At 59.6% G+C, this 13,350-nt stretch carries 11 protein-coding genes and 6 pseudogenes; 9 read left to right on the top strand and 8 right to left on the bottom strand.

Annotated features, from left to right (window positions below):
• Positions 1 to 374: 374 nt before the first annotated feature.
• From J8I87_RS41695 to J8I87_RS41685, 3 genes and pseudogenes are all read right to left on the bottom strand, one after another.
• Positions 375 to 883, bottom strand: a pseudogene (locus tag J8I87_RS41695) (protein kinase).
• Between the two features lie 196 nt (positions 884 to 1,079).
• Positions 1,080 to 1,331, bottom strand: a complete 252-nt coding sequence (locus J8I87_RS41690; RefSeq protein WP_209938354.1) for a hypothetical protein — start codon at positions 1,329 to 1,331, stop codon at positions 1,080 to 1,082.
• A gap of 191 nt (positions 1,332 to 1,522) precedes the next feature.
• Entirely contained in the window at positions 1,523 to 2,161 is a 639-nt protein-coding gene (locus J8I87_RS41685; protein WP_209938353.1) for a GntR family transcriptional regulator, read from the bottom strand.
• A 289-nt stretch (positions 2,162 to 2,450) separates the two neighbouring features.
• Here J8I87_RS41685 and J8I87_RS41680 point away from each other — a divergent pair, with 289 nt between their 5' ends.
• The 6 genes from J8I87_RS41680 to J8I87_RS41655 all read left to right on the top strand — a co-directional run bounded on the left by J8I87_RS41680 (position 2,451) and on the right by J8I87_RS41655 (position 8,622).
• Entirely contained in the window at positions 2,451 to 3,746 is a 1,296-nt protein-coding gene (locus tag J8I87_RS41680; protein ID WP_209938358.1) for an MFS transporter, read from the top strand.
• 43 nt (positions 3,747 to 3,789) lie between these two features.
• On the top strand, positions 3,790 to 4,518 hold the full coding sequence (locus J8I87_RS41675) for an aspartate/glutamate racemase family protein (protein ID WP_209938352.1): 729 nt from the start codon (positions 3,790 to 3,792) through the stop codon (positions 4,516 to 4,518).
• Between the two features lie 10 nt (positions 4,519 to 4,528).
• Positions 4,529 to 5,944, top strand: coding sequence for a dihydropyrimidinase (gene hydA, locus J8I87_RS41670; protein ID WP_209938351.1), 1,416 nt, complete (start codon positions 4,529 to 4,531; stop codon positions 5,942 to 5,944).
• A gap of 14 nt (positions 5,945 to 5,958) precedes the next feature.
• Positions 5,959 to 6,723, top strand: a complete 765-nt coding sequence (locus tag J8I87_RS41665; RefSeq protein WP_209938350.1) for an aspartate/glutamate racemase family protein — start codon at positions 5,959 to 5,961, stop codon at positions 6,721 to 6,723.
• 87 nt (positions 6,724 to 6,810) lie between these two features.
• Positions 6,811 to 7,047: an amidohydrolase family protein gene (locus tag J8I87_RS41660; protein ID WP_209938347.1), complete on the top strand. Its 237-nt coding sequence runs from the start codon at positions 6,811 to 6,813 to the stop codon at positions 7,045 to 7,047.
• Between the two features lie 99 nt (positions 7,048 to 7,146).
• Positions 7,147 to 8,622 carry an NCS1 family nucleobase:cation symporter-1 gene (locus J8I87_RS41655; protein ID WP_209938346.1) on the top strand — a complete coding sequence of 492 codons (1,476 nt, stop codon included), beginning with the start codon at positions 7,147 to 7,149 and terminating at the stop codon, positions 8,620 to 8,622.
• A 424-nt stretch (positions 8,623 to 9,046) separates the two neighbouring features.
• Here the strand turns inward: J8I87_RS41655 and J8I87_RS41650 are convergent.
• The 3 genes and pseudogenes from J8I87_RS41650 to J8I87_RS41645 all read right to left on the bottom strand — a co-directional run.
• Positions 9,047 to 9,259 (bottom strand): annotated as a pseudogene (locus J8I87_RS41650) (transposase); the annotation flags it as partial.
• Positions 9,260 to 9,373: 114 nt separating this feature from the next.
• A pseudogene (locus J8I87_RS45425) lies at positions 9,374 to 9,575 on the bottom strand (IS5/IS1182 family transposase); the annotation flags it as partial.
• A gap of 183 nt (positions 9,576 to 9,758) precedes the next feature.
• Positions 9,759 to 10,211: an SET domain-containing protein gene (locus J8I87_RS41645; RefSeq protein ID WP_209938357.1), complete on the bottom strand. Its 453-nt coding sequence runs from the start codon at positions 10,209 to 10,211 to the stop codon at positions 9,759 to 9,761.
• A gap of 266 nt (positions 10,212 to 10,477) precedes the next feature.
• On the opposite strand from J8I87_RS41645, the pseudogene J8I87_RS41640 reads away from it, so the two are divergent.
• Positions 10,478 to 10,780 (top strand): annotated as a pseudogene (locus J8I87_RS41640) (HU family DNA-binding protein).
• Here J8I87_RS41640 and J8I87_RS41635 read toward each other — a convergent pair.
• On the bottom strand, positions 10,766 to 11,041 hold the full coding sequence (locus J8I87_RS41635) for a DUF3564 family protein (RefSeq protein ID WP_245254564.1): 276 nt from the start codon (positions 11,039 to 11,041) through the stop codon (positions 10,766 to 10,768). The pseudogene J8I87_RS41640 and the gene J8I87_RS41635 overlap by 15 nt on opposite strands.
• Positions 11,042 to 11,767: 726 nt before the next feature.
• Positions 11,768 to 11,902: pseudogene (locus J8I87_RS41630) on the bottom strand (DUF1488 domain-containing protein); the annotation flags it as partial.
• A 34-nt stretch (positions 11,903 to 11,936) separates the two neighbouring features.
• Between J8I87_RS41630 and J8I87_RS41625 the strand changes: the two are divergent.
• Both J8I87_RS41625 and J8I87_RS41620 read left to right on the top strand, forming a co-directional pair.
• Positions 11,937 to 12,267 (top strand): annotated as a pseudogene (locus J8I87_RS41625) (DDE-type integrase/transposase/recombinase); the annotation flags it as partial.
• A 553-nt stretch (positions 12,268 to 12,820) separates the two neighbouring features.
• Positions 12,821 to 13,350, top strand: a 530-nt coding sequence (locus tag J8I87_RS41620) for an APC family permease (protein ID WP_209938344.1), incomplete at its 3' end; no start/stop codon positions are given.

The raw sequence follows: 13,350 nt of genomic DNA, 5'->3' as shown, positions 1-13,350 counted from the left end.
AGCTCCTCAGGCGTTCTTCCGGCCTTCACCAGCTCGACCATGTGGGCCCGGAATTCCACAGGGTATGGGGTACGATGCCTGCCCATTTCGACACCTCCTGATCAAAAGGATAGGTGTCCGTTTTCGCGGGTCAATCTCATCCGCATCGATAGCGTTTGGACCAAAATACAGATAGTGAGTGCGATCAGCTAACGTCTACGAACACATCAAACGCGGAAATCCGCCATGGCCTCGTCGCTCCTTCGGCATGCCGCCCGGACATCGGTGGCGAAGGAAGCCGGGACGAGAGGTCAATAACGACCCTTCGATAACGTAGGCCGTTCTACTCCGAAAGCAGCCATTACCTTAGCTGTAGACCGAACGGCAGTTGACGGTCAGATTGGAGCGTTCGCGGTCGGCCCGGGTTCGGCCATCAACCGTCGCTCAACGCGGTCTCGGGCTTGACCATGGCTAGTGATCAGCCAGTTGTCTCCATTCCACCCGTAGGCAAACGTATAGCGCGCCTTGACCACTGTGCCGTCGGCGTACTTGAACGAGTACAGCCCTGCGTCTATCGCCGTGTTGCATTCGATCATTACAAAGCGAAAGTCGATTGTACCGACTGGTTTGTGTTCAAGGAAATGCCTGAAGTAATCTTCCTTTTCCTCGACGGTCAAACGTGGCTTGTTCGACACGGTCCGGAGCAAGATCGAACGCGGAGCGTAGTTCTCCACAACCTTCGCCGGGTCGCCAGTCTTCAAGGAATCGTTCCAGCGATCAAATAATGAAGCAATCTGCTTCTCCGATGCAGGTGGCAGGCTTCGGTCTTCGCGTAAACGTCACCATTGAGGGCAATACCGAGCAAGACGGCAACCGCGAACGACCTCGACAGGCAGATGTTCATGGTTTCACCTCGTTTGGAAATTGAAGGATTCACATCACCATATGAACGCGTTACCTGTCATCGCGATCGGGTGCCTTGTTTCAGCACGGAGCGACTCTGAGAGAACTGGTGAACGTATTGAAACGTTCTCTTACGATGCGGGGGCGCGAGCCGTCCCGATGAAATGGCCGGCAGGTAATCCGATGGGGGCGAAGAATCAGCGAGCTTCATCGCGTTCATAAGCGCCCAGGTGGCATCGTATGCATAGGGCGCAAAAAGCACAACAGAACCGAACTTCTGAACTCTTCCGCAAACGCCTGTCGCTTCTGCATCTTCTCACGCCATAGAAAATCGCCTGCGCGTCTTTGGACTTGATCGCGGTCAGGATGCCGCGAAAATCGATCGTCTTGTCCGACACGAACTCGCGGTCGAGAACGTCCACACCGGCCGCCTTGAGTTCCTTCACCACGATGTCAGCGAGCCCTTGATCGGTTACGCCTAACCTTTACGTCGCCTCGCGCGCACGTTCGATACGTCGCCCACCGCGGGGACAGGCAGACCTTCATCTTTTATCCGGGACGGGTATCGCAGATGGCTTGATCCGGGCGGGGACGAGTGGAAACCTGAAGTTCCCGTCGATGCGAGTGTCGCAGGCCTTTGCTAATCATGGCTCGTTGTCTGCAGCACTTTCATGACTTCCGCTGCCGTGTGCTCGGAATGTTCGCGCAGTAACCGCGCGAGGCATGCACCATCGCGCCTGCACAGCGCGTCCAGGATTTCACCGTGCTCGCCAAGCGACTCGGCCCAGCGAAGCACATCTGCATTCGCTGCGCCTCGCGCGCGATGGATCTTGCTCATCAAAGATGAGTACATGTCGGATAGCACAGGATTCCCGGCGACATCGACGATCTGCTGATGCACCTTCTGGTTGGCGCGGTAGTAGGCCGTACGTTTGCCATCGCGGTGATAGGTTTCCATGGTGCGATGGCGTTCCAGCAGTACTTTCATCTGCTTGTCGTCAATGCGCTGCGCGGCAAGCCGTCCGGCCGTTTCCTCCAGTCCATGCAGCACTTCAAAGATGGCGGCGATCTCGTCCTTATTGATCGGTGCGACCTGAAAGCCCATGTGCTGCCGGTGGGTCACGTGCCCCTCGGTCACCAGCGTCTTGAGCGCTTCGCGCAAAGGCGTTCTGGAGATGTCGAACTGTTCGCACAGCGCTTTCTCGTCGATATGCTCGCCGGGCGGCAATTCCCCTTCAAGAATCATCTCGCGCAATCGCTCCGCGATCGCCGCGTACATACCCGTGCCGCGCAGGCTGATCCTCTTGCGTGTGTCAGCCGGTAGTGACTTCATGTCCATGTCGCCTGTTTCCGTTTGTGTCTTCCGCCTTTCCTTAATTGTCTTACAGGTTTGGCAGACTAGCCACAAAAATAAAAACGCTTAAAAATCAGAGATATACAACGCTTGTAATTTATAATTAGGCATCATATACTGCGATGGCGCATGCAGCGCACCGGGCCGAAAGCGGTTCCGGTCACAGACATGAAATCCGAAGGCCATGATCAGGCGAACGGAGGAGACATAGATGATGCGAACCGTAAATGCGGCCGTGCAGGCCGAGGTCAGGTCCGGCGTACGCTGGCGAGTCTTTCTGATCATGTTGATGCTCATTTCGATCAACTATGTGGACCGGGCCTCGTTGTCCGTGGCCATGCCGCTGATCGCAAAGGAGTTCCATATCGCCCCTGCCGTGCAGGGATTGATCCTCAGCTCGTTCTTCTGGACGTATGCGTTCATGCAGATTCCGGGTGGCATGCTGGCCGACCGTTTCAAGCCGCGTATCGTGATCGCGTGCGCCACACTGTTCTGGGGCTTCTTCCAGGGCATTGCTGCCATCTGCACGACGTCCACTGCGCTGATTCTCACCCGTCTGGGCCTGGGCGCTGCCGAAGCACCGATCTATCCTGCAGGCGGCAAGCTCAACGCCATGTGGATGACGCGGCACGAACGTGGCCGAGGCGCGACCCTGCTCGACGGTGGCGCCCCGCTCGGGGCTGCACTCGGTGCGGTGATCATCTCCGGGCTGATCAGCGAGTTCGGTTCCTGGCGCACCTCCTTCGTGGTGGCGGGTGTTGGCACCATGCTGGCCGGTCTGTTCGCCTGGTACTACATCCGGAACAACCCGCGCGAACATCCGGCAGTCAACCAGGCGGAAGCAGACTATCTCGAAGCGGCCCTGCAGGAAGAACATCGCAGCGAGCCGGTCGATGCCAGCGGACGTAGCCTCGATTTTTTCCGCTATCGCTCGGTGTGGGGCATGTTCTTCGGCTGGATGTGCTTCAATTCGTTGTTTTACGGCTTGCTCACCTGGATGCCGAACTACCTGAACAAGGTCCACGGCTTCAATATCCAGCAGATGGGCGGAGCCAGTTTCGCGATTTTCTTCAGCGGCTTCGTGGGTGAGCTGGTCGGCGGATGGATCGCCGACAAGTGGAAGGCTGCGGGCGGTTCGCCCAATCGCGTGATGCGCACGCTGTTCGGGATTGCCGCCGTGGCTGCCACAGCTTCGATCTTCTCGGTCGCCTATGTCGGGAATCCGGTGACGGTGGTGGTGTTGCTTGCCTCCACGTTGTTCTTCCTGCGCTGGTGCGGTCTCTACTGGTGTCTGCCTTCCATACTCGGTACACGCAACAAGGTCGGCTTTCTCGGCGGTCTGATGAACCTGGGCGGAAATATCGGCGGAGTTCTCGTTCCGATCATCGTTGGCCTCATCGTGCAGACCACCGGCTCCTTTTTTCTGGCCCTGATGTTTTTCGCTGCGGCTGGCGTAGGGCTCTTCGTCTGTTCGACGCTCATTGACTACGAACGCAAGCTGCCGGTCTGAGTCAGGCTTTCTCCACCTTTAATAACGGATTGTTGACTTCATCATGAGCAAACGCGTCCTGCTCGGCATGCTTACCCCGTCATCCAACACCGCACTCGAACCGATCACGAGCGCGATGGTGGCCCAGTTGCCCGGTGTCAGTGCCCATTTCTCGCGCTTCACGGTCACCGAAATTTCGCTGTCCGATAAGGCACTCGGGCAGTTCGACACAACCAACATCATCCACGCCGCGCGGCTGCTGGCCGACGCCAAGGTCGATGTGATCGCATGGAATGGCACGTCATCCGGCTGGCTCGGATTCGAGACCGATCGCCGCCTGTGCCGCGAAATCGAGGACGCGACCGGCATCCCCGCAACCACGTCGGTGCTGGCGCTGAACGAGATTCTGGACAAGACCGGCGTGAAGAAATTCGGTCTGGTGACCCCGTACCTCAAGGAGGTGCAGCAGAAGATCGTCGCCAATTACCGCGAGAGCGGCATCGACTGCTCTTCCGAAAACCATCTCGGCCTGAAGGTGAACTTTCAGTTCTCCGAAGTAACCGAAGATACGCTGCGCGCGCAGATCCGCGAGGTCGCAATGCAACGCCCGGAAGCGATCGTCACCTTCTGCACCAACCTGCATGCCGCCCATCTGGCCTCAGAAGTGGAGCAGCACCATGGCATCCCGCTCTACGACACCATTTCCACCGTGGTGTGGAAGTCACTGAAGCTCGCCGGCTACGATACGAGCCGGCTCGGGGGCTGGGGTCGCCTGTTTTCCGAAGTTGCCTGAGAGACCTGCCATGACAACCGTGTACGACCTGGTAATCCGTAACGCCGACGTGGTCACCGCGTCCGAGCGCTTCAACTGCGATATTGGCGTGAAGGACGGCATCGTCGTAGCGCTGGGCCGCGATCTTGACGGCGGCAGGCGCGAGATCGACGCCACCGGGCTGCTGGCGTTGCCGGGTGGTATCGATGCGCACTGCCATCTGGATCAGCCCATGCCTGACGGGCTGAAGATGGCGGATGACTTCCTGAGCGGCACACGCGCCGCCGTGTGCGGCGGCACCACGACGGTGATCCCGTTCGCCGCACAGTCGAAGGGGCAATCGCTTAAAGCCGCAGTGGCCGACTACCATCGCCGCGCCGACGGTCGCGCGGTCACTGACTACGCGTTCCACCTGATCGTTTCCGATCCGACGCCCGAGGTGCTGGAACGCGAGCTGCCAGAACTGATCGCGGCCGGTTACACGTCTTTCAAGATCTACATGACCTACGACGATCTCAAGCTCAGCGACCGCGAGATCCTCGAGGTGATGGACGTTGCACGCCGCAACCAGGCGCTGGTCATGGTGCATGCCGAGAATTCGGACTGCATCGCGTGGCTGACCGACAGGCTCACCGAAGCCGGCAAGCACGCGCCAAAGTATCACGCGCTTTCGCGCCCGGCCGTGGTCGAGCGAGAGGCGACACACCGTGCGATTGCCTTCTCCGAACTCGTCGATGTGCCGATCCTGATCGTCCATGTGTCGGGCCAGGATGCGATCGAGCAGATTGAATGGGCGCAGCAACGCGGCCTCAACATCTACGCCGAGACCTGCCCGCAGTACCTTTACCTGACCGCCGAAGATCTCGGTCATGAGGACGGCTATCACGGCGCCAGATGCGTTTGCAGTCCGCCACCGCGCGACTCGTCCAGCCAGAAGGCGGTGTGGAACGCCCTGAAGCGTGGCGTATTCAGCGTGTTCTCGTCCGACCACGCGCCGTTCTCATTCGACGATCCGCAGGGCAAGAAGCCCGGCGGTAAAGAAGTCTCGTTTGAACACATTCCGAACGGCATTCCCGGTATCGAGACGCGACTGGCGCTGCTGTTCGATGGCGTGAGCCGCGGCAGGCTGTCGCTGCACAAGTTCGTCGAACTGACGTCACTGAATCCCGCGAAGCTGTACGGCCTCTATTCTCGCAAGGGAACGATCGCGGTCGGTGCCGACGCTGACATCGTGCTGTGGGACCCGCTCAGGCAGGTTGCCATCGCGAACGACGCGCTGCACCACAACGTCGACTACACGCCGTACGAGGGCCGAACCGTCCAGGGGTGGCCGAAGCACTGCCTGTCACGCGGCGAACTGCTAGTCGAGAGCGGCCGCTATCTCGAACCGGAAGCGGGCCGGGGCCGGTTTCTCGCTGCTGGCAAACCGCAGTACGTCGACCTTTGATATCGGAGAGGAGTATGAAGATCCTGGTCATCAACCCCAACATCTCTGAAAGTGTCTCGACGCTGATTCAGGCGGAGGCGCAACGCAGCGCTTCGCCCGGGACCGAAATCGCGGTCGCGACCGCGCCGTTCGGCGTTGCGTACATCGAGACACGCGTCGAAGCGCTGGTCGGCGCGTACGCAACCGCGTGCGTGGCAGCCGAACGCCACGGTACTTACGATGGCGTCGTGGTCGCTGCGTTCGGCGACCCGGGCCTGCAGGGCATCAAGGAACTGATCGACGTACCGGCAGTCGGCCTGACCGAATCCTCACTCATGACTGCGGCGACGCTCGGGCAGCGCTTCTCGATCATCGCGATCTCGCCGCGAATCAAGGCGTGGTATCGCGAGACGGTCGAACGCAGTCATCTGGCGAGCCGGCTTGCCAGCATCCGCGCGCTTGAGGAACCGTTGCGTGATATCGGCAGCGTGCAGCAGGACTACGCGGCACGACTGAAGGCACTATGCAACGAGGTGGTCGAGGTCGACGGAGCCGACGTCATCATCATCGCTGGCGCCCCCCTAGCAGGGCTCGCACGAGAGATACGTAACGAGCTGTCGGTGCCGGTGGTCGATGGCGTGTCGAGTGCGATCGCCCAGCTCGAGGGGCTGATCCGGTTGAGCCCGCAAAAAGCGACGAAAGGCAGTTTCGCCTTCCCTCCCATCAAGCCGAACCAGGGCCTGCCTGGACCGCTTGCACGGCTGCTGAACAGCGGGTCGCCGGACTACCCACTACAGTGATTACATGTTGAAAATGGATTGGATAGAGGGACATTTTTACGTCAATTAGGACTACTAGCGTATCCGGAAACGTGGCTTGTGGGGAGGATGACGTTCGACTGTTTCGTCAAACTGATCGCCATCAACACGGCCAAGGCGTACGGGCTGCATCCGCGCAAAGGCTCGATCGGGATCGGCAGCGATGCCGATCCGGTCATCTACGACGAGCATGAGTTTGCCCTTCGCAATTCGGACCTGCACCATGATGTCGACTACACACCGTACAAAGGCCAGATGTTCGTTGCAGCAAGCACGTGCGCGACTCTTGAACCTGTCCGCGACTAAGCCCGCCGCGACCATCGAGAGTTGGAGTTGTTCAATTTATAGAGTGCCGGTCATTTTGCTGATCCAGCAGGCCCGACCGGCTTTTACGGAGATGTGATCGTGGATAGACAGCACAAGTATCTGGCTGAACTGGATCCCACAGGTCGGCTGTACAATGAAGATCTTGCGCCCGCCATTGAGCGGAAGTGGACTTCCTACAGCTTCTTTGCCGTCTGGATGTCGGCGATTCATAACATCGGCACCTATACATTTGTTGCCGGGCTGTTTGTACTCGGCCTGACAGGATGGCAGGTCATGGCGGCCATTCTCCTAGGAACAGGTATCTTGTTCTTCGGCATGAACTGGGCGGGACGAATGGGACAGCAGACAGGAATCCCTTTTCCCGTCATGGCGCGAGTCAGCTTTGGGATCTGGGGTGCCAACGTACCTGCATTGATCCGCGCAGTCATAGCAATCTGCTGGTACGGAATTCAGACATACCTGGCTTCGACTGCGGTGGTCGTGCTCCTGCTACGTATGAATCCGGGGTTGCAGCACTGGCAGGATCAGAGCCTGCTCGGCCTGTCGTATCTGGGGTGGTCCTGCTTCGTGTTCCTGTGGGTGATGCAACTGCTCGTTATCACCCGAGGCATGGAGACGGTCCGCCGGTTTCAGGACTGGGCGGGCCCGATCGTGTGGGTTGTGATGCTGCTGATGGCTGTCTGGCTCTTGGAGATGGCCGACTGGCACATACCGATGAGTCTGTCTGTGAAGCCGTTGTCGGGCAGCAGCGCGGTTCTGGGCATTCTGACCGGGGCATTTCTGTTGGTTTCCACCTATGCAACCATGCTGCTCAACTATTGCGACTTCACCCGGTTCGCAAAAACGGAGCGTGCGGTGGTCGTTGGCAACTTCTGGGGGATTCCGATCAATTTTGCGGCGTTCGCGGCGATTAGCATCACCATGACTATCGGCACCGTCGTGGTCTTTGGCAAGGCGATTACCGACCCAGCATTGATCCTCGCAAAAGTGCCGAACACGTTCGTGCTGGTCGTAGGTGCATTGATGTTCATCGTTGCGACGATCGGTGTCAACGTGGTGCTCAACTTCGTTTCGCCGGCCTACGATCTTGCAAATGTGTGGCCTAAACGGATTACCTTCCGTCGCGGCGGCATCATCAGCGCGGTGCTTGCACTTGTGGTCATGCCGTGGAACCTGTACTCGAATCCCGTCGTCGTCAACTACTTTCTAGGCGGGCTTGGAGCGTTCCTGGGTCCGCTGTTCGGGATTATGGCCGCCGACTATTTTCTGATCCGACGTGGTGTGATCAACATCAATGATCTTTATCGGTCGGACCAGCGCGGTGAATACTTTTATCGAAACGGATTCAACACCAGAGCTCTGGCAGTTTTTGCGCCGACCGCAGGCGTCGCCGTAGTTATTGCGCTGGTACCGGCGCTCTCCGCAATCGCGGCATTTGCGTGGCCGATCGGCTTCATCGCTGCCGGGCTCGTGTATTTCCTGGTGATGGGCGGCATGGCAACGCGGCCCATCATCCAACCGGAAGAGAGCGGAGAAATGAGGGCGCTCGAATAAAGTGACAGGTGGCGCGTCCCGTGGCCGGCAAAACCATGTGGTTGGTCTCGTTGGTTACGGACGACCAAAGCCCAATCCATCGGAGCCGGCACCTTTGTGCTTGCCTCCACCGCCGAGGGCGTCAATTGCGGGGTGGTCGATAGATCATCACGTGGATACGACACGAAAAAGAGGCTTGTAGCCCCACACGCACCCGGTCCAATGTCGGCATTGACCGAACCGCCGTCCCCGAGACGGCGGTCTGGATGACCGAACCCCTCTGTTAGCTGCCCTTGGATGCCCGATCTCGCGACCGACAGGAGTGGGTCTATTTCGTTGAAAACTGTGTTTTCGCGCGCGGGCGCGGGCATGTTTTGGCACGTAATCGACGCGCTCAGCGCTTTGTCCGATCGCGCTGCTTCTGGGCAGCGCTCCGCAATGCATTTCAAGCGGCTGCTGCCGCCATTTCGTCCTGCTTTGGCATCAACCACTTCGCCATTCGCCTCAGATTCTGTGCAGTTGCAGCCAGCAAGAACTCGTCATGCGCACCTGATGGTCCGCGCAGCCGGAGACGAACGAGCTTCATGACGCGTTTGAGGTGCGCAAACAGGATCTCAACCTTCTTGCGGTCCTGATCGGGTGAGCGGCGCTTCTGGCTCAAGCCACAACGTCTGGTCGGTGACAGTGCATACGGCACAGCATCGATGCTTGCCTGGATGATCAATGACAAGGCGCGCAGGCGCCGTTCGGAGCGGATGCCGAAGCAGTATCAGACTAGCAGCATGCGAATCATCAGCTCTGGGTCGATCGAAGGGGCGCCCTGTATGACTGTAAAACGACGCCATGTGCTTACGGAGCACTCCGGCATCGAAGAAGTGATCTATGCCGCGTAACAGATGGCCCTTCGGAACATGATCATCAAGGTTGAACGCGTAAAACAGCTGCTCCTGATCGCCGCTTCGCTGTCCCATCATGACGATGCACTCCCGTCGATTGATGGGTTCCAAGACAGCCAAGAATCCAACTCTCAGGGGAGTTTTTCGACGAAATAGGTCGACATGGGGCATCCACTGACTGCTCGCCAACACCTGGTCACGCGGTCGACTGGCGGAGAGCGAGCATCGGTCCGTTGGCGCGTCCGCGCGTGAGTCCGCTGCTTACGGCGACCTGGCACTACCGCCGATCATTGATCGGCGGCAGTCGGACGCGCCGCAGTGACATGCGTACTGCGCCCGAACCTCATCGGTGATCTCACCATCAATGGCAAGGCCGTAGTCGATAAACAGTTCCTCTCCGATGTCGATCGCGGTGAGCGCATGAATGAATACGCGATCGCCGACCTCGATGGCCTCGCAGTTGGGATCGCACGCGTGATTCAGAAACCGCGCGCTGTTGCCGCCCCGGCTGCCGTCAATGACCCGTCCGTCCGAGAGGCCGAAAACAAACGTGTGCCCGGCATCCGATCGCTGACGCGCGGCCGCACGCCGCCAACTGGTGACTTCTCCCTTGTACTCAATGAGGCGCTCGCCTGCCTCGACAGGCTGGAGGGCAAACAGCCCCGTGCCATGCACGGGCGAATGTCGCGCCGAGATGCGTCGCGTTCGGGGCATGGTGTCGTTTCCTTTGGTAGGCGCCCGGAACAGATGGTACCGGTGCAGCCGAATCATAGAGGGGCGCCGGCGATGTTGGTCAAGGTAATGCGCAACTAACTGTCAGGCGCACGTCAAGCTCGACCCGGCTCCGCCAGAACCCCGGCTAGCAGAGCAGGCTGTCGCTCGAGCCCGACGAATCGCTCCTGCCCGGGGCCGAAGTCGCTCCATCTGCGCTAAGGTGTGTGCTCCGGCCCGTTTCACGACCCTCTCTGAAGGGAAATGATATGAACAGGCAGGAGCTTATCGACGCAGTCGCTGCCAGTACGGCTGAAAGCAAGGCCAGCACAGGCGAAGCCCTCGACGCGATTCTTGAGGCGGTCACGTCCGCCGTCACGCGTGGCGAAACCGTGTAGCTGATCGGCTTCGGTTCGTTCTCGACGGGCGCCCGTTCAGAGCGCGCCGGACGCAATCCGTCGACGGGCGAAACCATTACCATCCCGGCCGCGAAAACCGTTAAGTTCACCGCGGGCAAATCGTTCAAAGACGCCGTCAACGCTGAGGGTCCCGACGGTTCAGATCGGCCGTAAGTCCCAGATCGCGCATGCTGTACCGGTTGCGGGCCTGCGGACTCCCGGCCTGCGGATTCGCTTCAGACCGTCGCCCTCTGCGAACATGCTGTGCGCGGCAAGCACAGTGTTCTCGTCAACGGGCTGCACGCGCCAGTGTCCTGCAGCGCACGGTCCGCTTTCGTATTCACTGCCGCACCACAGCGCCTCGTCTGATTCCCCTTCGAAGGGGCCGGTTTGTCTGTCCGTTGCAAGCCGTTCGAGGACCAGCAGCAGTCGCATATCGGGGGGAGCGTGATGCGCACGGGATTCTCCGATCGCGGTTCGTGGCGCCACAGTCTTCGCTTGGCACATCAACGATCCGTGCCGATGCAGGTTTTTGGCATCCGGGTGTCGCCAGTGCCAATCTGCACCGTGCAGATAGAGCCGGGACACTCATGGATCGCTTCGCCGCGAGGTATCGATTCGACGCGGGGTTGGTTGGCTTTTATATCGAGCGCGGTCCGGGGACGCGCGGGCGCGTGGAATCGTTGAGCTCACGGCACCCGACGGACGACCTACACTGCTAGTACGGCACCATTGCCGTATCGGAGGTTGCCATGACCCGAAAGTTCTCTGATATTTTCAGACGGCGTCCAGTGACGGGCGCCCCGGATGACACGGCCCACGGGGAATCCCAGGTGCAACGGGATGAGCACCTGCGGTCTGCACAGGCGCAGGCGAAAAAGCTCTGGGACACGATCGGTCGTCGTCGCCACCGGGATGCGCGGGGCCGTTGACATAAGCTGCCAGGGGCGACTGCGCCCGTCATCACGGCACTGGCAATGCCGCATCGGATCGTGTTCGCCCCCGATCCCTTCACATGCGAGTATGCGACAAGCGGAAGCAACGTCAATCGCGCTGAATCAGCGCTCAAGGCCCGCCGGTCTTGATGAGAGGGCGGGTTTCTTTGCCAGGCCAGTGCGGTGCGGATCGCGCAGTGAGGACCTGCATCAACGGGCGGCCCCCTCAGGGGCGCGCGAAATCGTCTGGCGTCAGTTCGAGCTTGGTGACGGGATGGGCAAGCAGCCTGCGTTCGGCGATGGCGCGGATGCGCCGGTAGCCGTCGCTGAACGTTTTCAGCATCCGTGCCTCGGTGGCCCGTAACAGGATATCGAGTTCGGCACCGTGCTGATCGATCATAACCGACCAGTTGCGCAGCTATCCAGCGGCGAAAGCCGAGATTCCCGAACTGGCTCACGTCAAGCATGTCTTCGTCAAAGCCAGCGCACGGGTCAATAACCGGGCGAAAACAGTTATCAGCCGACGCGCGAACGTGAGCGACGCATGCGTGGCTTCCGTGATCCCGAACGCACGCAGATCTTCTTGTCGAGCTTCGGTCCGATCCTCAGCACTTCGCGCTCAAGCGACACCTGCTACGCGCCTCACTTTATCGCAAGCAGCTCGCCGCACGCTTGGCTGACTGGCATCGTTTCACTGAGGCCACCCGAGTTCCGTCAGTTTTCTGAGCAAGCGCGTGTCCTCTCCGCAATTGCGTCGTAAGCAATTTAACGTGACAGTGCCGCCATGATGTATTTCGTGCGCACGTTGACGAATCGCGCCCGACGCTTGACGCTCGCGTTGTCCGTGCAGCGCGAGCAGAACGCTGCCGTTGCGGTTGCCACATTGCGCGATGCATTGCCCCAAGCCCTGAAAACACTCACGCCGATTCCGAACTCGAAATGATTCGCGCGGCCCGCGGCAACTCCGTTATGCCGGCTCGCGTGCTTGCCGACAGGCATCACTTCATATAGACGCTAAAGGCCCGCCGCATCAGCGTTCATTCGACGTTATGTTTTTTGTGCATGACCGTCATGCACAATTGGCATTGGACGTAGCCGGGCCATTTCGCGACTATCCCGCTCTCGCTCGATGGCACCAGAACCGTCGACGATACCTCTCGCGGCGCGGCGTACGACAGCCGTCGCGCTTCGCTATCGAATAACAAGGAAAGCCGGAATTCGCCGATGCCAACGCCAGGTGGCAAAGCGCTTCCGTGCACCTGAGATATGAGGAAGACAATTGAATAGCTCAATTCAACGGCACATCGGCCCGTTTGCGCTGATGCTGACGGGACTCGGTTCGATCATCGGGTCAGGCTGGTTGTTCGGCGCATGGAAAGCGGCCAAGATCGCGGGTCCCGCGGCGCTGTGCGCGTGGGTGATCGGCGCAGTGGTGATTCTCGCGATCGCGCTTACTTACGCGGAACTCGGTGCGATGTTTCCCGAGTCGGGCGGCATGGTGCGTTATGCGCGCTACTCGCATGGCGCGCTGGTGGGTTTCATCAGTGCATGGGCAAACTGGATCGCGATCGTGTCGGTGATTCCGATCGAGGCCGAGGCGTCGATCCAGTACATGAGCACGTGGCCGTACGAATGGGCGCACAACCTGTTCGTCAACAGCGAACTGACGACGCCCGGATTGCTGCTCTCCGCAGTGCTGGTGGTCATCTACTTCCTGCTGAACTACTGGGGGGTGAAGGTGTTCGCGCGCGCCAACTCGGCGATCACGATCTTCAAGTTCCTCATCCCCGGCCTGACGATCCTCGGCCT

This window comes from Paraburkholderia sp. LEh10, from assembly GCF_017814945.1.
In the GTDB taxonomy this organism is placed as follows: Bacteria; Pseudomonadota; Gammaproteobacteria; order Burkholderiales; family Burkholderiaceae; genus Paraburkholderia.
Note: the sequence above shows the minus strand (reverse complement) of the source record. Positions and strands in the feature narration are given on the sequence as shown.